14 protein-coding genes are annotated in these 20,379 nt (G+C 64.1%); 9 read left to right on the top strand and 5 right to left on the bottom strand.

Annotated elements, in window-relative coordinates:
- Positions 1-328 precede the first annotated feature (328 nt).
- From ACI2JX_RS16705 to ACI2JX_RS16690, 4 genes are read left to right on the top strand one after another with little or no spacing between them, the layout of a single operon-like run.
- A complete protein-coding gene (locus ACI2JX_RS16705) occupies positions 329-2,242 on the top strand; it encodes a sigma-54-dependent Fis family transcriptional regulator (protein WP_404690542.1) in 1,914 nt (637 codons plus the stop codon).
- 3 nt (positions 2,243-2,245) lie between these two features.
- Positions 2,246-3,979 carry an ABC transporter ATP-binding protein gene (locus ACI2JX_RS16700; RefSeq protein WP_264232656.1) on the top strand — a complete coding sequence of 578 codons (1,734 nt, stop codon included), beginning with the start codon at positions 2,246-2,248 and terminating at the stop codon, positions 3,977-3,979.
- Positions 3,969-4,646, top strand: a complete 678-nt coding sequence (locus ACI2JX_RS16695) for a S8 family serine peptidase (protein WP_404690541.1) — start codon at positions 3,969-3,971, stop codon at positions 4,644-4,646. The genes ACI2JX_RS16700 and ACI2JX_RS16695 overlap by 11 nt, the downstream gene beginning before the upstream one ends.
- Positions 4,639-5,937: an NAD(P)/FAD-dependent oxidoreductase gene (locus ACI2JX_RS16690; RefSeq protein ID WP_404690540.1), complete on the top strand. Its 1,299-nt coding sequence runs from the start codon at positions 4,639-4,641 to the stop codon at positions 5,935-5,937. Before ACI2JX_RS16695 ends, ACI2JX_RS16690 begins: the two co-directional genes overlap by 8 nt.
- Before the next feature lie 32 nt (positions 5,938-5,969).
- Here the strand turns inward: ACI2JX_RS16690 and ACI2JX_RS16685 are convergent, their stop codons facing one another.
- The 5 genes from ACI2JX_RS16685 to ACI2JX_RS16665 form a co-directional block, all read right to left on the bottom strand.
- Positions 5,970-7,412 carry a hypothetical protein gene (locus ACI2JX_RS16685; RefSeq protein WP_264232661.1) on the bottom strand — a complete coding sequence of 481 codons (1,443 nt, stop codon included), beginning with the start codon at positions 7,410-7,412 and terminating at the stop codon, positions 5,970-5,972.
- 72 nt (positions 7,413-7,484) lie between these two features.
- On the bottom strand, positions 7,485-8,633 hold the full coding sequence (locus ACI2JX_RS16680; protein WP_404690539.1) for an iron-containing alcohol dehydrogenase: 1,149 nt from the start codon (positions 8,631-8,633) through the stop codon (positions 7,485-7,487).
- Between the two features lie 183 nt (positions 8,634-8,816).
- Complete coding sequence (locus ACI2JX_RS16675; RefSeq protein ID WP_186554368.1) at positions 8,817-10,190, bottom strand: sigma-54-dependent Fis family transcriptional regulator; 1,374 nt, start codon at positions 10,188-10,190, stop codon at positions 8,817-8,819.
- A gap of 74 nt (positions 10,191-10,264) precedes the next feature.
- The gene (locus ACI2JX_RS16670; protein ID WP_404690538.1) at positions 10,265-11,584 is read right to left on the bottom strand and encodes a hypothetical protein; all 1,320 of its coding nucleotides are present in this window, start codon (positions 11,582-11,584) and stop codon (positions 10,265-10,267) included.
- A gap of 129 nt (positions 11,585-11,713) precedes the next feature.
- Positions 11,714-13,207: an aldehyde dehydrogenase family protein gene (locus ACI2JX_RS16665; protein WP_404690537.1), complete on the bottom strand. Its 1,494-nt coding sequence runs from the start codon at positions 13,205-13,207 to the stop codon at positions 11,714-11,716.
- 449 nt (positions 13,208-13,656) lie between these two features.
- Here ACI2JX_RS16665 and peaA point away from each other — a divergent pair, with 449 nt between their 5' ends.
- From peaA to ACI2JX_RS16640, 5 genes are all read left to right on the top strand, one after another.
- Complete coding sequence (gene peaA / locus ACI2JX_RS16660; protein ID WP_264232669.1) at positions 13,657-15,222, top strand: quinohemoprotein amine dehydrogenase subunit alpha; 1,566 nt, start codon at positions 13,657-13,659, stop codon at positions 15,220-15,222.
- A 46-nt stretch (positions 15,223-15,268) separates the two neighbouring features.
- The gene (peaB, locus tag ACI2JX_RS16655; RefSeq protein ID WP_404690536.1) at positions 15,269-16,699 is read left to right on the top strand and encodes a quinohemoprotein amine dehydrogenase maturation protein; all 1,431 of its coding nucleotides are present in this window, start codon (positions 15,269-15,271) and stop codon (positions 16,697-16,699) included.
- Between the two features lies 1 nt (position 16,700).
- Complete coding sequence (qhpC, locus tag ACI2JX_RS16650) at positions 16,701-17,024, top strand: quinohemoprotein amine dehydrogenase subunit gamma (protein WP_186554372.1); 324 nt, start codon at positions 16,701-16,703, stop codon at positions 17,022-17,024.
- Between the two features lie 32 nt (positions 17,025-17,056).
- Complete coding sequence (peaD, locus tag ACI2JX_RS16645; protein WP_404690535.1) at positions 17,057-18,181, top strand: quinohemoprotein amine dehydrogenase subunit beta; 1,125 nt, start codon at positions 17,057-17,059, stop codon at positions 18,179-18,181.
- 132 nt (positions 18,182-18,313) lie between these two features.
- Complete coding sequence (locus tag ACI2JX_RS16640) at positions 18,314-19,996, top strand: fatty acid CoA ligase family protein (protein WP_404690534.1); 1,683 nt, start codon at positions 18,314-18,316, stop codon at positions 19,994-19,996.
- Positions 19,997-20,379: the final 383 nt, after the last annotated feature.

Genomic DNA, 20,379 nt, shown 5'->3' with positions numbered 1-20,379 from the left:
AGCCGTGCCAGTTTTTGGTGATAGGTGTGCAGCCCTTGTGGCGCAAGACTTGTAGCCCTGAAGGGCAAGGCGCTTTGGGTGTGCGCTGGGTGGGCGGTGGTCCCCAGCATTGGGGAAATGGGTGGAGGGATTGGCTATCTATCCTCCGGGGCCGTTTCGCGGGTCAATCCGCCAAGTGGACGACGTACAATTGCCTGCCTTTACGTATACGTAACCTTATGCCACCCTCAGGCCTACCTTGATGACGCTTGGTTGATTCTGACGCACACTGCAGGAAATTCCGTGGCCCGATGTCTCAGCGTGGCTGGGGCACCGCTGGAGTAAAACAATGGCGCGACAATTACCTATAACAAACGCCCAAGATCCTTTGCACGAATCCCGTCAGGCCCGTCTCAGACTGGCCAGCGAAGGCGAACTGCCGTCCGGGATGCTGCGTGACGAAATCGATGCCTCCTGGCGCCGCAGCCTGGGTCATGGCCTGGACTGCCTGCAAGGCGAACAGGTCGGCCTGGGCATGCAGCAAAGCCTCGACCTGCGCGCACTGCTCGAACACAACCGGCTGCTGATCGACGCGGTCACCCCTGAACTGGACTACCTGGTCGAACGCCAGGGCAAGAGCGGTATCGTCATCCTCGGCGATGCCCAGGCCAACGTCCTGGCCATCGAAGGCCAGAAACATGTGCTCAACCGCGAGGGCCTGCGCGACCTGCACCCTGGCAGTTGCTGGAGCGAAGCCCTGCGCGGCACCAATGCCATCGGCACGGCCGTAGTAGAAGGCCGGCCAACCCTGATCAATTGCGGCGAACATTACCTCGACCGGCTCAGCCCGTTCTCCTGTACTTCGGTGCCACTGCGCGACCCGCGTGGCGAGGTGATCGGCGTGCTCGATGTCACCCGCGAAGGGCTGATGAGCCAGCCCCAGGACAGCCTCTGCACCTTGATGCTCGCCGCGGGCAACATCGAAAGCCGGCTGTTCGGCCTGTGCCATCCTGAACAACTGGTGCTGGCATTTCATAGCCGCGCGCAGTACCTGACCAGTGCCTGGCAGGGGCTGTTGGCCTTGAGCCTGGAGGGTGAAGTGCTGGCGGCCAACGACAATGCCTGTCAGCTGCTGCAGGTGGCGCGCCAGGCCCTGATCGGTCGACGCTGCAGCGATCTGCTCGGCGAACGTTCGCCCGCGTTTATCGCCCGGTTGTGGCAAAACGGCGTAAGCAGTGTGCAGACCGCCAAGGGCGAGTTCTTCTTCCGTGCCTTGCAGCTGCCGCGGCACAACAACCTCAATGGCAGCGTGCCGGCGAGCAAGCCTGCCCCTTCGAGTAAATCCCCCGCGCTGGACAGCCTGGCCGGTGGCGATCCGCGCCTGGCGCGCAACCTGCGCATGGCCCGCCAGGGCCTGGTCACTGGGCTGCCGGTGCTGCTGCTGGGCGAGACCGGTACCGGTAAGGAGGTGGTCGCCCGTGCCTTGCATCAAGCCAGCCCACGTGCCGACAAGCCGTTCGTGGCGGTCAACTGCGCGGCGATCCCTGAGGGCTTGATCGAGTCCGAATTGTTCGGCTACCGCGAAGGCGCCTTCACCGGCTCACGCCGTGGCGGCATGACCGGCCGGCTGATGCAGGCCCACGGCGGTACGCTGTTCCTCGATGAGATTGGCGACATGCCGCTGGCCTTGCAAGCGCGCCTGCTGCGGGTGCTGCAAGAGCGCCGGGTAGCGCCGCTGGGCGCAGGGGAGGAGCAGGACATCGATGTCGCGCTGATCTGCGCCACTCACCGCGACCTCAAGCATTTGCTGGCCGATCAGCAGTTCCGTGAAGACCTGTACTACCGGGTCAACGGGGTATCCCTGCGCTTGCCGGCGTTGCGTGAGCGTGATGACCTGGCTGGCATCATCGAGGGCCTGCTGGACAAGTTCGGCGCCAAGGGCGTGGCGCTCGACCCGGCCCTGGCCGAACTACTCGATGGCTTCGACTGGCCGGGCAACATCCGCCAACTGGAGATGGTCTTGCGCACCGCCTTGGCCATGCGCGAGGACGGCGAGCAGCTGCTGGGCCTTGAGCATCTGACCGATTGCCTGCTGGACGAGTTGGCCAGCGGTGCGGCGCCTTCTGGCAGCCTGCGCGAGAACGAGCTTGAGCTGATTCGTGGCGCCCTGGCGCGTCACCAGGGCAATGTTTCGGCCGCGGCCCAAGCCTTGGGCATCAGCCGTGCGACGCTCTATCGCAAACTCAAACAGCTGCGCGGTTAAGCCATGGGCGGGTTATTTTCCAGGCTGATCGAAACCGGCGATCCGCTGCTGATGCGCCAGGCACTGGCCTGGCTGTATGGCTTTGTCCGCCCCCAGCGCAAGGCGATTGCCGTGCTGCTAGGGTTGTCGCTGAGCGCCTCGCTGTTGGCATTGGCCCAGCCCTGGCTGGTCAAGACCCTGATCGATGAAGGCCTGCTGGCGCGCGATTACCAGACCTTGTGGCACATGGCGGCGATCATGATCGTCGCCGGCCTGCTCGGCACCGTGCTGGCCGGGGTCAATCGCTACCTGCACACGCGCCTGTCGGGGCGCATCCTGTTCGCCTTGCGCGACGACCTCTATCGGCACCTGCAGCAGTTGTCGCCGACCTTCTATGGCCGCCGACGTACCGGCGATATCCTGTCGCGGCTAGACGGCGATGTCGCCGAGATCCAGCGCTTTGCCGTGGATTCGCTGTTCTCGGCGGTGTCCAGCGTGATTGGCCTGATCGGCGCGGTCACGCTGATGCTGATGCTGTCTTGGCAGCTGTCGTTGCTGCTGGCGTTGTTGATCCCGATCGAGGTGCTGTGGCTGCGCTGGATGCGGCGCAAGGTCGAGCGTGAAGTGCGCAGCCTGCGTGAGCGTTCGGCGGATGTCTCGTCGTTTCTGGTCGAAACCTTGCCGGCAATGAAATTCATCCAGGCCTCAGGCCAACAGGCCCGCGAGGCCGGGCGGCTGGACCAGCTTGGCCAGGGGTATATGGGCCAGTTGCTCAAGGTGCAGGTCACCGAGTTCTTTACCCAGGCTGTGCCTGGCACGCTGACGTCGTGGTGTCGCGCCTGTGCGTTTCTGATCGGCGGCTGGTGGGTGATCCAGGGCACCTGGCAACTGGGGGCGTTGATCGCGTTTTCGACTTACATGGGCATGGCGGTCGGGCCGGTGCAGAGCCTGCTGGGTCTGTACGTGGCAATCCAGCGCATGGCGGTGAGCCTGGGGCGGGTGATGGAACTGCGCCAGGAGCCGGTGGCCGTGCGCGAGGCGCCAGTGCCGCGACCGATGCCGCAAGGGCCGGGCGAGCTGCGCCTGGAACGCGTGCAGTTCGCCCATGCCGGGCGCCAGGGTGCGGTAATGCGGGAGGTCGACGTGGTCATCCCAGGCGGGCTCAAGGTGGCCATCAGTGGTGCCTCCGGGGTCGGCAAGTCAACGCTGATCGACCTGTTGCAACGCTTCTACGACCCCGATGCCGGACGCATTCTGCTCGATGGCGCTGACCTGCGCGAGCTCGACCTGGGCGCGCTGCGCCGCCGTATCGCGGTGGTCAGCCAGGACATCGTGCTGTTTCGCGGCACCCTGGCGCAGAACCTGGCCTACAGCGCCCCCGAGGCCAGCCGCGCCCAGCTGGAACAGGTGGTGCAGTTGACCCAGCTGGACAGCCTGGTGCAAAGCCTGCCGCTGGGCCTCGATGGCCTGCTGGGCGAGCGCGGCCAACAGCTTTCTGGTGGGCAAAAGCAACGCATCGCCATTGCCCGGGCAGTGCTCCAGGAACCGGCCATTCTGGTGCTGGATGAAGCCACCTCGGCGGTGGACGAAGCCACCGAGCGTGAAGTGATCGCCGCCATCGACCAGCTATTCGCCGGGCGGACGCGGATTCTGATCAGCCACCGTGCCTCGACCTTGGCCGATGCCCAGTTGCGTTTGCATTTGCATGAAGGGCAATTGCAGGTGTTGCCGCTGGAGACGGCTGGCCATGGGCGCTGAGCTGCGGGTCGGGGTGATCGACAGCGGTTGTTCGCCCGACCAGGCGGCAGGCTTGCTCGGCGCGCGCAGGTTCTGGCTGGACGACGGCGTGCTGCGCGAGGGAGAGGTGTTGGCCGATCAATTGGGCCACGGCACTGCCGTGCTGGCGCGGCTGCGCCGTGAAGCGAGCCGGGTGCCGGTGCTGATGGCCCAGGTGTTTCAGCAGCAGGGCAGTACCAGCGCGCTACAGGTGGCTGCGGCGCTGTTGTGGCTGGTCGAGCAGGGGGTCAGTGTGGTCAATCTCAGCCTCGGCTTGCACCAGGACCGGCCAGTGCTGCGCCAGGCGTGCGCCGAGGCCCAGGCGGCCGGGGTGCTGTTGTGCGCCTCCAGCCCTGCCCAGGGCATGCCGGTGTATCCGGCCAATTATCCGGGGGTTATCCGTATCACCGGGGATGCCCGTTGCGCTGCTGGGCAATGGTCATGGCTGAACAGCGCCCAGGCTGACTTTGGCGGGCATATGGGCGGCCAGGGTTCGGCAGGTGCGAGCATGGCGTGTGCAGCGTTGACCGGGCGGATTGCCGCGATGCTGCGCGATCAGCCGCAGATGGACGCCCAGCAGGTGCTGGACCGGTTGCGCCGCCACGCAGCGTTTATTGGCCCGGAGCGCCGAGGTGTCGTGGATGCCTGAAACAGCGATCCTGATCCTCGGCGCAGGCCCCGCTGGCGCCGCCTGCGCAATGGGCCTGCGCCGGCTGGGCTACCCGGTTACGCTGGTGTCCGACTGGCGCCGCTTCGCCGCCGTAGAAGGCGTCTCGCAGCGGGTGCTGGATGCGCTGGGCCATGCCGGGCTCGGTGGCGCGCTGGGCCAAGCGGCAATGCCGGCCACCCGTCATGTGCGCTGGAACGGTGAGCAGTTGCAGCTTAACCAGGAGTTCTTGCTCGATCGCCAGCGCTTCGACGCGGCCTTGCGCGATGAACTGCGCCGCGCCGGGGTGGTGCTGGTCGAAGGTCGGGTGCGCGAGGTGCAGCGCGAGCACGGCTACCAGGTCAAGCTGGAGCACGGCCCAGTGGTGCAGGGTGGGTTTTTGGTAGAGGCACGTGGCCGCCAGGCACCGCTGTCGAGCGATCGGCTGCGCGGCCCGGAGACCGTCAGTTTGCTCAACCTCTGGCAGTCGACCCCAGGCCCGCCAGCCTCGGCGGTGGAAAGCCTGGACGATGGCTGGGCGTGGATGGCGCGCTTGGCCGACGGCCGCTGCTATTGGCAGATTACCCTGGACGCCGGCGCTGCCGGCCTGCCCGGCAAGGCACAGTTGCCCGGGTACTGCGCCGACCGGCGCAGGCAGTCGGCCTTGGTCCGCGAACTGTTCGACCCGCAGGCCCTGCAACCCGCCCACGTCCACGCTCGTAGCAGCACAGCGATCCTTGCTGGGGATTGTGCGGGCAGTGACTGGGTGCGGGTGGGGGATGCGGCAATGGCAGTTGACCCATTGTCGGGCAATGGGATTTTCCAGTCGTTGTCCTCGGCATTGCAGGCGCCGGTGGTGATCAACACCCTGCTGCGCATGCCTGAACGAGCGGCGCTGGCACGGCAATTTCATCAGCAGCGGATCGAGCAACTGTTCCTGCGTTTTGCCCGGATGGGGCGCGATTTCTACCGTCAGGAGCAGCGCCTGGCCGGGCAGCCATTCTGGCGCAACCGCCAGGACTGGCCGGATGAGCAGCCGATGCATGGAGCGGCGCAGTGGAGCGCAGTGCGTATCGAGCGTCGGCCGGTGCTGCGCGATGGTTTGGTCGATCAAGCCGAAGTGGTGGTGACAGCTGATCAGCCGCTGGGCATCTGGCATTTGCAGGGCATCGAGCTGGCGCCGTTGGTGGCCAAGCTGCAGGCGGGCGCAGCTATCGAAGACGTGTTGAGTGGCCGAGCGACGGATCAGCAGAGCATGCTGCGTCGCTGGTTGGCAGAGCAGGGTTATCGCTGAAAGTGGGCTGCATGGCAGCCCACTGAGCCAGGTCAGTCCGTTACTGCTTGTGCTTCTACTCGTTTGACAGCGGCAGCCGGTTGCACGCCAGGTTCGGCGTTACCCCCTACAGCCTTCACATCCTTGGCGAAGGTGCCGTCCACCTCACCCTTGAAGAAGTTCTTGCCGTAGATCAGCAGGCACAGCACTACACCAATGCCGAACGCCCAGCTGGCGCCCTTGATCGCCAGCACTGCGCCGATAACCCCGGCGATCCCCAGGTCACGCTGGCTGCGCGCTTCGAGGATGCCCAGGCGCACACTGACATAGCCCTGGATCAGCAGGGTCAGCGATAGCGCGACACCCAGGATCGGCTGCACCAAGGTCACCACCGGCAGCAGCAACAAGCCCGTATTGGTGCCCCAGCGGAACGAGCCGACCCCGCCGATGATCGACTGCATCGCCTTCGGCCCGCCTTTGAAGCGCTCGATGACCACCACCAGCATGGCCGCCCATTTCGGCCCGCACATGGCCACGTCCGGGCCAAAGATGCTCATGAACGCATTGCGTGCGCCGAAGATCAGGTGCGCGCGGTCGGCGTTATAGTCGACCACCTCATCGGTGCGCACGGTCTCGGCCTCATCGAGCAGCGATTTGGCACTGAGCACGTCGCCAAACACGATGATGTACGCCGCGAGCATGGTCGGCAGGGCCGAGATGAACATCGACAGCGGTGGCATGCCCAGGCCGAACACGGTGTAGTTGTTCCAGAGACCCGCGAAATCTGGCGTGCTGATGCCCCACTGGATGGTTGGCCAGGGCGCCTCGCCGAACAGCGGCGCAATCACTACCGCCAACAGGATGATCGGCAAGATGCCGAGCTTGGCGAAGTTCCACCAGAAGCGGTTGCGTTGCTTGAGCTGGTTGAAGTGCTGGGAAAAGATCAGGTAGAAGGCGATGCCCACGGCAATCGAGATGGTCCACGGCAGGACGTTGAACTTGCCACCGACCTGGAACACCGCGATCACCGCACTCAAGCCCGCGCCGACGATGATCCCCGACTTGATCGCCGAAGGCACATACTCGACCACCTTCTTGGCCATCCCGGTCGCGCCCAGGGCTATCGAGAACGCGCCGAGCATCAACTGGAAGGCAATCAGCGCATGCACCCGCTCCGGGCCTTCGGGAAATTGCGCGCAGTAGGCCATCAGCAGCGGCACCGCCGGGGTGATCCAGCCCGGCACCGTCGGGTCGCCGAGCAAATGGTGGGTGAGGTAGAGCAGGCCGTTGAGCATCACTACTGCCAGCGCCACTTCAAAGGGCATGCCCAGCAGCTCGGTCATCAGCGGAATGGCGGCCAGGTCCACCGCACACATCAGCAAGCCTTGCAGGTAGTCCGGCAGCTCGATGCGGTAGTGAATGAACGGTAAGCGGACCTTGAACGGGCCCAGCGGGATGTACGGGCTTTCGCCCCGCGGCTCAGCAGGAGTGGTCATTGGGTGCACCTGTTTTATTGGTTTTGTAATGGCAGACGCCGCAGCCGTTTGGCTGGGCGTCGAGTTCGCTAATCAGTAGGCTGCGCGGTAGATCTGCTCGATATCGGCGGCGCTCAGCTGGCGCGGGTTGTTGCGCATCAAACGGTCGATCTTGCTGGCCTCTTCGGCCATCGCCGGGATAGCGTCGGCAGGCACGTTGAAGCTGCGCAGGCCCGAGGGGATATCCACCGCCGCGCACAGCTCGGCCATGGCCTGAACCGCCTGATCGGCGGCTTGCTTGTCGCTCAGTTCGGCCACGCGCACGCCCATGGCGGCGGCGATGTCGCGCAGGCGCTCGACGCAGGCCAGTTTGTTCCAGGCCATCACGTAGGGCAGGAGCAAGGCGTTGCTGACGCCGTGGGCGATGTTGAAGCGACCGCCCAGCGGATAGGCCAGCGCATGCACCGCGCCAACCCCTGCGTTACCAAATGCCATGCCGGCCATCAGGCTGGCGGTGGCCATGTCTTCGCGCGCTTGCAGGTTGGCCGGATTGGCGTAGGCCTTGGGCAGCGCTTTGGCGATCAGCTTGATAGCGCCCAGGGCGATGGCGTCGGTAATCGGCGAAGCGTTGACCGACAGGTACGACTCGATCGCATGCACCAGCGCATCGACACCGCTAGCAGCGGTCACGCTGCGCGGGCAGGTCAGGGTCATGCTCGGGCTGACCAGGGCCACGTCAGGCAGCAGGTAGTCGCTGACGATGCCTTTCTTGAGCTGTGCTTGCTTGTCGGAAAAAATCGCCACATTGGTCACTTCCGAGCCGGTGCCGGCCGTGGTCGGGATGGCGATCAACGGCGGGCCTTTGCGCGTGACCAGGTCAACCCCGAACAATTCAGCCAGCGGCCCTGCATGCCCGGCGAACGCTGCGACGCCTTTGGCGATATCGATTGCGCTGCCGCCGCCCAGGCCAATCACGCCATCGTGGCCGCCCTCACGGTAGGCGCGGGTGCAGGCCTCGACGATGGCTATTTCCGGTTCGGGTTGGACTTGATCGAAAATGCCATAGGGGCGGGCGCCGAGCTGCGCCAGGGCGAGGTCGACGGTGCCGGATTTGAGCAGGATGGCGTCGGTGACGATCAGCGGGTTGCCAACCTTGAGGCGGGTCAGCTCAGCGGCCAGTTGTTCGATGGCCGCGGGGCCTGTGATCAATTTGTTGGCGATCTTGAAGGCAGAAATGCTCATTAGGCGCGTCCTGTGTGCATTGTTGTAGTGGAAGACGTGCCAGAGCAGATAGCGAAAGCTGTGCCAAGATGCGCCAAGCCCCGTTCGGTGCGGCTTGGCGGGGCAGGCATGGGGTTTTACCGGCTGTGCACGGGGCGCTGGCGATTAGCTTTTTGATCGCTATCGCCGGGGATGATTGAAATCCTAATCAGAGCGCTCCCAGCGCTTCATCTTCTGCACCACGGTCGCCTGGCTCACGCCCAGCGCCTTGGCGGCCAGGCGGGTGGTCTTGTGGGTCTGTAGCGCGGCACGGATCGCAGCACGCTCGGCGTTTTCCAGCACCTTGCGCAGCGGCAGGCGGCTGTCGTCGGTGTTCTGCCGACTGAGGTCGAGGATCTCTTCGGGCAGGTCCAGCGCTTCGATGGTGCCGCTTTGGTTGGTCACCACCAGGCGCTCGACGATGTTGATCAATTCGCGGATGTTGCCCGGCCAGGCGTACTCGCACAAAAGATCCAGTGCCGCCAGGCTCCATTGCACCTGGCGCTGGTAGCGGCTGTTGAAGCTGTCGAGGTAGTAATGCAGCAGCGGCGGGATTTCTTCACTGCGCTCGCGCAGCGCCGGGATAGTGATCGGCACCACGTTGAGGCGGTAGTACAGGTCGGCGCGAAAGCGGCCTTCGGCCACCAATTGCTTGAGGTCGTGATGGCTGGCGCTGATGATGCGCACATCGACTTCCTTGAGCTCCAGGCCGCCCACCGGGATGAAGCGGTTTTCTTCGATGACCTTGAGCAGCTTGACCTGCACCGGCAGCGGCAGATCGCCGATTTCATCGAGGAACAAGGTGCCGTTGTGGGCCAACTCCAGCAGGCCGCGCTTGCCCTTGGGGCCAGCGCCGGTGAAGGCGCCGGGTGCATAGCCGAACAGCTCGGCCTCGATCAGGTTCTCCGGCAGGGCGCCGCAGTTAAGCGCCAGGAATGGCTCGCCGGCACGCCCGCTGGCGTTGTGAATGAACTGCGCGACCAGGGTCTTGCCGACCCCGGTTTCACCCTGTAGCAAGACCTTGACCGTGCTGTCGGCAACTTGTCGGGCCAAGGCGAAGACTCGCCCGGACACCTCCTGGTCGGCCATCAGCGGCGAGTGCAACAGGCTGTCGCGCTGGCCTGCATGCAATTTCGCGGTGCTGTGGCGCAATTGCTTGAGCTGCTGCAGCTCATCGCGCTCATGCTTCATGCGCAGCAGTTCGGTCATGTCGCGCACGGTGCTCACGACGTAGGAGATTCGGTGCTCGGCATCGAGAATCGGTGTGGCGCTGACCAGCAGCTTCTTGCCTTTGCTCAGGCTTTGCATTACCGACACCGGTCGGCCTTCCTGCAACACCCGCAGGGATGCCGATTGGGAAATGATGCCTTCCTTGACCAGCTCCTGCATCAGCCGGCCGATCAGGTCGGCGCTGCTCAGGCCGGTCAGACGCTCATAGGCCTGGTTGACCTTGAGCGTCTTGCCGTCGCCATCGGTGATGTACACGCCGTCATGCAAAGCGTTGAGCAGTTCTTCGAAACTGGCGTCGTTGACGTTCACCGCAGGCTCCAGGTGGGGTTGAGAAGCGCTGCAGTTTAAACGCTTGGGCCACCCATGCGCAGTCTGCAATGGTCCTAGAAGAACGTCCCGACCAGCAGTTGCAGATAGGTGCCGCCATCACGGCTGCCCATCTGCACGCCGCCGTTGTCGGCGCTGCGCTCAGGCGTGTAGTAGCCCACCAGCGGGCTGATCAGGATGTGCTCGGTGACCATCCACTCGACATACAGATCCAGCTCGCGCCCGCCCAGGTTGCCCTGGTCGGTAGCGAGCGTATCGAAGTCGAAATACAGCGCGCCGACGCTCAGGTTGTCGCGTGGCTTGGCCTTCAAGCCCACGTGGTGCACCTGGCTGTTGCTGTTGAACGGCCCGGCATAGTTGGCCGCCACCTCGCCCTGGAACCAGGTGCCGTAGCCACGGCTCAGGCCATAGAACAGCGGGTCGAAGTCTTGCGAGAAGCGGCTGTAGCGGTAGGTGGCGGTCGGCGACCAGGGCAGCGCGGAGAAGGTCCAGTTGCCCTCCAGGTACCAGGCGTCTTCGCGCCCGCCGCTGCGGTCCTGGGTGACGTACTCGGCGGCCAGCTGCAGATCCTTGACCCCGAGGCCGCCGCGCCCGCGCAGGCTCACGGTGTCCATGCCATCGCGGTGCTCCAGGCCCATGATCTGCGCGTAGCGCTGGTCGACATCCAACCCGCGGATCCAGCTCAGCCCGACCGTGCCTGCATCGGAGACATGCTCAAGGTTGCTCACCGCCAGCGAGGTGTCGGCTTGGTAATGGTTGTCGGACTTGAGCCACATCAGGTCGCCACGCCAGCCCTGGCTGCCGCCAATGCGCAGCACCGCAGTGCGGTCGAAAGCCTTGCGCGCGGCCAGGTAGTAGGCGCCGCCGCGGTTGAAATTGGCGCCCAAATCGACCTTGCCGAGGTTGACCGGGTCGCCCTGGATCAGGAAGCCGTCGCCTAGGGTCAGCAATTGGCGGCCAGCGGAAATATCCACGCCGTCTTCGCCCAGGGCCGGGAAGAGGCTGCCTGAGCGCCAGCCGAGGTAGGCGTCTTCGATGGCGGTGCGGCGCTCATCGCCCAAGGTCAGGCCGGCCGCATCGCCGTCGCCCCAGGTAGCCGAGCTGACCAGGTTGAAGGCGCCGTACAGACTGCCGCTGCCGGCCAGGGCCTGGCTGGCGCTGAGGCCGTACTTGACGTAGCCCTCGCGCCAGGCGCTGCTGCCGGGTTGGCGGTTGCCGGCCTGGTTGAAGCTTTCGTCGCTGTGGAACACGCCGAACAGGGCTTCGAGGTCGGCGTTCAGCACCGTGCCGTCCTGGTTGTACAGCTCATGGGCGTGGGCGGTGTGCAGGGCGAGGGCGGTGAGGGCGGTTATTGCCAGGCGAGGGATGCGGGCCATCTTGGATGTTCCTTATTATTGTGTTGGTGTATTTCTTGTTCCGGCCTCATCGCGGGGCAAGCCCGCTCCCACGGGAATCACCACGCTGCGGCTTGCCCCGCGATGAGGCCGGAACTGATCAAAGAACACTCAAAGCTTGATCAACACCGACTTGAGCTCGGTGTAATGCTCGATCGCCGCCGCGCCCATCTCCCGGCCGACGCCCGACATCTTGTAGCCACCAAACGGCAGCGCCGGATCCAGCGCACTGTGGCAGTTGACCCAGACCGAGCCCGACTTGATTCGCGGGATCATCCGGTGCACCGCGCCCAGGTCGTTGGACCAGATGCTGGCGCCCAGGCCATACGGGTTGTCGTTGGCCATACGCACGACTTCATCGATGTCATCGAACGGCATGGCCACCAGCACTGGGCCGAAGATCTCCTCTTGCACCAGGCGATGGCGCTGGTCGACATCGACGATCACGGTCGGCTTGACGAAGTAGCCCGGGCCGAAACCTTCGCCGCCGCAGGCGATAGTGGCGCCCAGTTCACGCCCCAGATCGATGTAGCCAGTGACCCGATCCTGCTGCTTGGCCGAGATCAACGGGCCCATCTGCACCGCCGGGTCCAGGCCACTGCCCAGCTTCATGCCGTTGGCAATGCCGGCGATATCGGCCACCACATTGTCGAAGTGCTTGCGGTGCACATACAGCCGTGAGCCGGCGCAGCACACCTGGCCCTGGTTGAAGAAGATCGCCATGGCCGCACCCGCTGCGGCGTCCTGCAGGTTGGCATCGGGCATGACGATGGTCGGCGACTTGCCGCCCAACTCCAGGGTGACCCGGGTCATGTTGTCCATCGCCGCCTTGCCGATCAGCTTGCCGACCTCGGTCGAGCCGGTGAACGTCAGCTTGTCCACCCCAGGGTGGCTGCTCAGCGCGGCGCCGGCATTCAAACCGGTGCCCGTGACGACGTTGAGCACGCCCGCTGGATAGCCTGCTTCATCGACCAGTTCAGCGAGTTTCAGCGCGGTCAGCGGGGTTTCGTCAGCGGGCTTGAGCACCAGGGTGCAGCCTGTCGCCAGGGCAGGGCCGAGCTTCCAGCAGGCCAGCAGCAGGGGGAAGTTCCAGGCCACGATCGCACCGACCACACCCACCGCCTCGCGCCGGACGAAGCCATGGAACTGCTCGTCCGGCATCAATGGCATCGATGGCTCGACCGTGCTGCCTTCAAGCTTGGTCGCCCAACCGGCCATGTAGCGCAAGAAGTCGATGGCCAATTGCACATCCATGACCTTGGCCACTGCCGCGCTCTTGCCGTTGTTCAGGCATTCGAGCTCGGCGAGGATCTGCGCGTCGCGCTCCATCAAATCGGCCAGGCGCCACAGCAGGTTCTGCCGCTCACGCGGGCGCACCCGGCTCCACGGCGAATCATCGAAGGCTCGGCGCGCGGCGGCGACGGCGCGGTCGACGTCTTGTGGGTCGGCCGAGGGCACCTCGCCCAGAACTGCGCCGGTGGCCGGGTTGCGGAAGGTCATGGTGCGGCCGCTGGCAGCGTCTTGCCAGTCGGCGCCAATGCGCATCTTCAGCCTGCGTTCGAGAAAGGCGCGGGTGGCGGGGAGGATAGGCAGATCACAAAGCATGGGGCTGTGCCTCTTGTCATTGAATGGTCAGAGGCGCTTGCGCAATGGCCGTGCCAAGGGCTGTAGATCGACCTAAGCCTTTGAACCACCTGATGTTTGTCCTGGCGCACAGATGCCATTGCAGGGGCGCGCTGTTGCACATTGAGACGGCGTGAGACGGGGGTGAAACAGCACGTCGCTGTCGACCTGGGTGGAACAGCTCGTGTTTATCTGGGGAAGCTGGCCAAGCCTGCGATCATGGCTGTCTCAAGGTGAAACACTCAGTCGCGAAATGGGACGTTCCGACCCGCAGGCTATCCGCGGCAATCGTCCACCCGAACTAGCCAAGCAGTTGAAATCAAACAGCTTTGGCAAGGCTGGCACACTTCCTGTATTGCAACTGTCACATGCACCTGCAGTACCCAGGCGTGCACAAAAACGATAAGAAACGACACCGTGGAGGTCTGACCTTGAAGACGACTCGACTCCGGCGGCATGCGGGCAAACTGGCGCTGGTCGCCGCCGCACTGCTGGGCACCCAGGCCATGGCGGCCGAGCAGGGCCCGAGCCTGTTGCAAACCAAGTGCATGGGGTGTCACATCCCCGAAGGCAATGACGCCTACAGCCGCATCAGCCACCAGCGCAAGACCCCGGAAGGCTGGTTGATGAGCATCGGCCGCATGCAGGTCATGCATGGCTTGCAGATCAGCGATGATGACCGCCGCACCCTGGTCAAGTACCTGGCCGACAAACAGGGCCTGGCGCCTAGCGAAACCGAAGGCGTGCGTTACGCCATGGAGCGCCGGCTCAATACTGTCGAGCAGTTCGATGACCCGCTCAGCCAGATGTGCGGCCGATGCCACTCCGGCGCCCGGGTTGCCTTGCAGCGCCGTCCGGCGCAGGAGTGGGAACATCTGGTCAACTTCCACCTCGGCCAGTGGCCGTCCCTGGAGTACCAGGCCCAGGCGCGTGACCGCGACTGGCTGGACATCGCCCTCAAGCAAATGGTGCCGGACCTGGCCAAGCGCTTCCCCCTCGACAACCCAGCCTGGAGCCAGTGGCAGCAGGCCAAGCCCAAGGCTGATGCGTTGGCCGGGCAATGGGCGTTTGGCGGGCACATGCTGGCCAAGGGCGATGTGCGCGGGGTAATGAGCGTTAGCGCAGGCGAGGGCGACACCTTCAAGGTCGAGGTCAAGGGCAGCTATGCCGACGGCACGCCGTTCAACGGCAGCGGTGAGGCAATCCTCTACAACGGCTACGAGTGGCGCGGCAACGTCAAGATCGGCGAGGCCACCTTGCGCCAGGTGTTCGCCGCGCTCGATGGCGAGATGAAGGGCCGCATGTACGAAGCCGAGCATGATGAGCGTGGCCTGGACTTCACCGCGGTGAAGGAGGGCAAGGCACGCCTGCTGGCGGTGCAGCCGGCGTTCATCAAGGCCGGCGCTGAAAGCGAGATCACCCTGGTCGGCAGCGGCCTGAGTGGCAAGCCGGACCTCGGCGCTGGGGTCGAGGTGAGCGAGGTGCTCGAGTCGAGCGCAACCCTGGTCCGGGTCAAGGCGCGCGCCGCCAAGGACGCCGCCGCAGGCACCCGCGAGGTCGCCGTTGGCGCGCTCAAAGGTGTGACCCTGGCGGTCTACGACAAGGTCGAGCAGGTCAAGGTAGTGCCGGCATTCTCCATCGCCCGGATTGGCGAGAATGGCGGCTCCACGCCCAAGGTCCAGGGTCGCTTCGAAGCTGAAGCCTGGGGCAAGGATGCCAGTGGCCAGCCACTGCGCATCGGCTACCTGCCGGCGACGTGGAAGGTCGAGCCGTTCAACGAGCGGGCAATAGAGGATGAGGACGTCAAGTTCGCCGGTGCCATGCAGCCAGACGGTGTGTTCATGCCGGCCGGTGCCGGGCCCAACCCTGAGCGCAAGATGATGACCAACAACGCCGGCAACCTGAAGGTCATCGCCCAGCTCGAAGACGGCGGCCAGCAGGGCGAAGGCCACCTGATCGTCACCGTGCAGCGTTGGAACAACCCGCCTTTGCCATAAGGGCGAGCAACGCGCGTCACTAACGGATCGATTACTGGAGGTCGCCATGGGCGCACAATTGAATCTGGTCGAACGCAACCTGCACGAAGTGCAGGTCGATGCCGACCGCATGCTCTTTCACATCCCCAGCAGTTCGCTGTTCAGCACCGATGCAGTCACCGGCGGGATCATCGACAGCTTGCGTCAACAAGGCTGCTCGGCTGATGAACTGGTGCAGCGCCTGAGCCTGCAGTTCAGCGGCCAGGATATCGAAGACACCCTGCGCGAGCTGATCGCCCTGGAAGTGGTCAGCGATGGCTCGCCGCTCACCCCGGAAATCGCCCTCAAGCGGGTCGAGCGCACCGCGCTGAACACCGTGGTGCTGAACGTCAACACCGGCTGTAACCTGAGCTGCACCTATTGCTACAAGGAAGACTTGGACAAGCCTTCGGCGGGCAAGAAAATGAGCACTGCCACCGCCGAGGCCTCGGTGGAAATGCTGCTCAAGGAGTCACCCGATGAAACCCGCTACAGCGTGGTGTTCTTCGGCGGCGAGCCGCTGTCCAATCGGCCTCTGATCGAGCACATGGTCGCCTACTGCGAGCAGCGTTTCGCCGAGGCTGGCAAAGAGGTGGAGTTCATCATGACCACCAATGCCACGCTGCTCACCGAAGAGATCGTCGACTGGCTCAACGCCCACCGCTTCGGCTTGTCGATCAGCATCGACGGGCCGAAGACCGTGCACGACCGCAATCGCATCACCGTTGGTGGGCAGGGCACCTATGACGTGGTGCGGCGCAAGGCCGACATGCTGCTCTCGCGCTACACCAGCCGCCCGGTCGGCGCCCGGGTGACGCTGACCCGGGGCATCACCGACGTCGAGACCATCTGGAATCACCTGTTCAACGAGATGGGCTTTGCCGAGGTGGGGTTTGCCCCGGTGACCTCTGGCGACATGGCCGACTTCAACCTGACTGGCGAGGAACTGGTGCAAGTGTTCGCCAACATGAAAGCGCTCGGTCGGCGCTATCTTGAGGCTGCCCTGGAACACCGCAGTATTGGCTTTTCCAACCTGCACCAGCTGATCACCGACATCCATGAAGGCCACAAGAAGGCGCTGCCGTGTGGCGCCGGGCTGAAGATGCTGGCGGTCGATCACCAGGGAGAGTTGAACCTCTGCCACCGCTTCACCGGCTCCAGCCTGCCGACCTTCGGCAATGTCCATCAGGGCGTCAAACAGGCGCAGCTCAACGACTTCCTGTCCCAGCGCCTGGACCGCAGCAACACCGGCTGCGACGACTGCCGGATCCGTAACCTGTGCTCGGGCGGCTGTTACCACGAGAGCTACGCACGCTACGGCGACCCCACCCATCCGACCTATCACTACTGCGAACTGATGCGCGACTGGGTCGACTTCGGCATCGAAGTCTACAGCCGCATCATGGCCGTCAACCCGGCCTTCATCGATCGCTACATCACTCCGCGCAAGGCACATTGATATGAAGCACTTGAAGGCAATGAACAACAAGGCGCGCATCCTTGAACAAGCCGCCGCCGAGGACCGGGTCGAAGAAGTCATGGCCATGAGCGCGGTAGCGGGTTGCACCGCGACTACCGACCCGGGGTGGGAAGTCGACGCCTTTGGCGGCGTCAGCTCGCTGTGCCAGCCGATGGAAGCCGACTTGTATGGCTGCTCCGATCCTTGCTGGTGGCCGGCCCAGGTGCCGGACATGATGAGCACCTACCAGGACTGGAACGCCCAGGCGAGCAACTCGCAGGACGACTGGCGCAACCTGGGCACCGTATTCCCGAAAGACAAGTGACCGGCCCGACAAGAACGACAAGGGGAAACCGCATGAAACCTGGATTCTGCGCGCAGCTCGCGCTCACCGTCGCCGCCTGTGCCGGCGCCTGGACCTCGGCGCAGGCCGCTGAGGCCGGCGCTGCGCTGACGCCTGGCCACGAGTACATGATCGTCACCAACTATCCGAACAACCTGCACGTGGTGGATGTGGCCAACGACAGCGTATTCAAGTCGTGCCGCATGCCGGACGCGTTCGGCCCGGGCACCGCGATGATGGCGCCGGACAACCGCACCGCCTATGTGCTGAACAACCACTTTGCCGATATCTACGGCATTGACCTGGACAGCTGCAAAACCGTTTTCCACGCCAACTTGTCCAGCGTCCCTGGCGAAATCGGCAAGGCCATGTACTCGTTCGCTATCAGCCCGGACGGCAAGGAGGTCTATGCCACGGTCAACCCAAGCCAGCGGCTGAACGATCATTACGTGGTCAAGCCGCCGCGCCTGGAAGTGTTCAATACCGCCGACGGCCTCAACGCCAAGCCGGTCCGCAGCTTCCCCATGCCGCGCCAGGTGTACCTGATGCGCGCCGCCGACGATGGCAGCCTGTTCGTCGCCGGGCCCGACATCTACAAGCTGGATGTCAGCAATGGCAAGTACGAGGTGGCGTTGCCGCTACGCAACTGGAACCGCCCCGGCTACAGCGCGCCGGACGTGCTGTACTTCTGGCCGCACCAGACGGCCCGGCACGAGTTCTCGATGCTGTACACCATCGCCAAGTTCAAGGACGACAAGCAAGACCCCGCCACCGCCGATTTGTTGTATGGCTACCTGAGCGTGGACCTCAAGACCGGCAAGACCCACACCCAGGAATTTGCCGACCTGACCGAGCTGTACTTCACTGGACTGCGCTCGCCCAAAGATCCCAACCAGATGTATGGCGTGCTCAATCGGCTGGCGCGCTACGACATCAAGGAGCGCAAGCTGATCAAGGCGGCGAATCTGGAGCACACTTATTACTGTGTGGCGTTCAACCGCAGCGGCAGCAAGCTGTACCTGGGGGGGACGTTCAACGATCTGGCGGTGTTCGATCCCGATACGCTGGAGAAAGTCGGCAATATAAAGCTGCCGGGTGGCGACATGTCGACCACCACGCCGCAGGTGTTCGTCAGGTAGTTGTGGGTTGCTTGTGCCTTCCCCATCGCGGGGCAAGCCCGCTCCCACGCAGCCAAGATACCCGCTGCGTGGGAGCGGGCTTGCCCCGCGATGAGGCCCGCACTGACACCCTAAAAATAACAAGAGATCACCATGACCCAGCCCAGCTATACCCAAGGCCAACAAGACAAACCGCTGCTCAGCCAGTGCATCGGCGACGCCTTCGACAGCACCGTGGCCCGCTTCCCCGAGCGCGAGGCGCTGGTGGTGCGTCATCAAGGCCTGCGCTACACCTGGCGGCAATTGGCCGCAGCGGTCGATCAACACGCCCGCGCGCTGATTGCCTTGGGCGTGCAAGTGGGTGATCGGTTGGGCATCTGGTCGCCTAACTGTGCCGAATGGTGTATCACCCAATTCGCCAGTGCCAAGGTCGGCGCGATCCTGGTCAACATCAACCCGGCCTATCGCAGCAGCGAGCTGAACTACGCCCTGAGCCAATCGGGCTGTCGCTGGGTGATCTGCGCCGATGCGTTCAAGACCTCTGATTATCACGCCATGCTGCTCAGCCTGGTCCCAGGCCTGGGCAAAGGCCTGCCCGGAGAACTGAGCTGCGCACGCCTGCCCGAACTGCGTGGGGTGGTCAGCCTGGCCGCCCATCCGCCGGGCGGGTTTCTCGCCTGGCCTGATCTGCAGGCCAAGGCTGTCGAGATCAGCCCTGAGGCCCTGGCTGCGCGCCAGGCGCAACTGCGCCCCAGCGACCCGATCAACATCCAGTACACCTCAGGTACTACTGGCTTCCCCAAAGGCGCCACGCTCAGCCATCACAACATCCTCAACAACGGCTACATGGTGGGTGAGAGCCTGGGCTTGACCGAGCACGACCGCATGGTCGTGCCGGTGCCGCTGTACCACTGCTTTGGCATGGTCATGGCCAACCTCGGTTGCATGACCCACGCCAGCACCCTGATCTACCCCAGTGATGCCTTCGACCCCCTGGCCACTTTGCGTGCTGTGGCCGAGGAGAAAGCCACAGCGCTGTATGGCGTGCCGACCATGTTCATCGCCGAGCTGGATCACCCACAGCGTGGCGAGTTCGATTTGTCCAGCCTGCGGACCGGGATCATGGCTGGCGCTACCTGCCCGATCGAGGTGATGCGCCGGGTGATCGACGAGATGCACATGGCCCAGGTGCAGATTGCCTATGGCATGACCGAGACCAGCCCGGTGTCGTTGCAAACGGGCGCCGATGATGACCTGGAGCGCCGGGTGACCAGCGTGGGGCGTACCCAGCCGCGATTGGAGAGCAAGATCATCGATGACCAGGGCATTACCGTTGCGTGTGGGGACATTGGCGAGCTGTGTACCCGTGGCTACAGCGTGATGCTGGGGTATTGGAACAACCCCAAGGCCACCGCCGAGAGCATCGATGGCGATGGCTGGATGCACACTGGCGATCTGGCGGTGATGGATGAGGCTGGCTACGTGCGGATCGTCGGGCGTAGCAAGGACATGATCATTCGCGGCGGTGAGAACATCTATCCGCGTGAGTTGGAGGAGTTTTTCTTCACTCATCCGGCGGTCGCTGATGTGCAGGTGATTGGTATTCCGTGTAGCCGCTATGGCGAGGAGATTGTCGCCTGGGTGCGTTTGCATCCTGGGCATTCGGTGGGTGAGGACGAGCTGCGGGAGTGGGCTAGGGCGCGGATTGCGCATTTCAAGGTGCCGCGGTATTTCCGCTTTGTGGATGAGTTTCCGATGACGGTGACGGGGAAGGTGCAGAAGTTCAGGATGCGCGAGATTAGTATCGAGGGGTTGGTTGGGGGTAAGTCTGGGTAAATGGAAGCTTGGAAGCTTGGGCATTTGGGCCGGGGCTTATCCATTTGATGGGGTGGTTTTACTGGCCCCTTCCGCCTTTACGGCGGGTCACTTTTTTTGGCAAACGCCCGGTGTGCCGGCCCAGCCAAAAGTAACCAAAAAAGTCAGCGCTCCACCATCAGTCCCGCCCGTGGCGGGATCCCTTCGCGCCGGCGCCTTCCGGGCCCGCGCGGCCTACGATTTGCTACGCAAATCTACATCTCGCGCCTGGCCCTCCAGGCACCTCTGCTCAGCCTCCTGAAGTCGCGAATCTGCGGCGCCTGCAATTACGCGCACGAAGATCAAGAGCAGGCGAATCGCTGCGCTCTCGCAGAAGCCAAAGCCAAAGCCAAAGCCAAGGTTTG

Origin of the sequence: Pseudomonas sp. NPDC088890 (assembly GCF_044900155.1) — a bacterium.
GTDB classification, from domain to species: Bacteria; Pseudomonadota; Gammaproteobacteria; order Pseudomonadales; family Pseudomonadaceae; genus Aquipseudomonas; species Aquipseudomonas urmiensis.
Note: the sequence above shows the minus strand (reverse complement) of the source record. Positions and strands in the feature narration are given on the sequence as shown.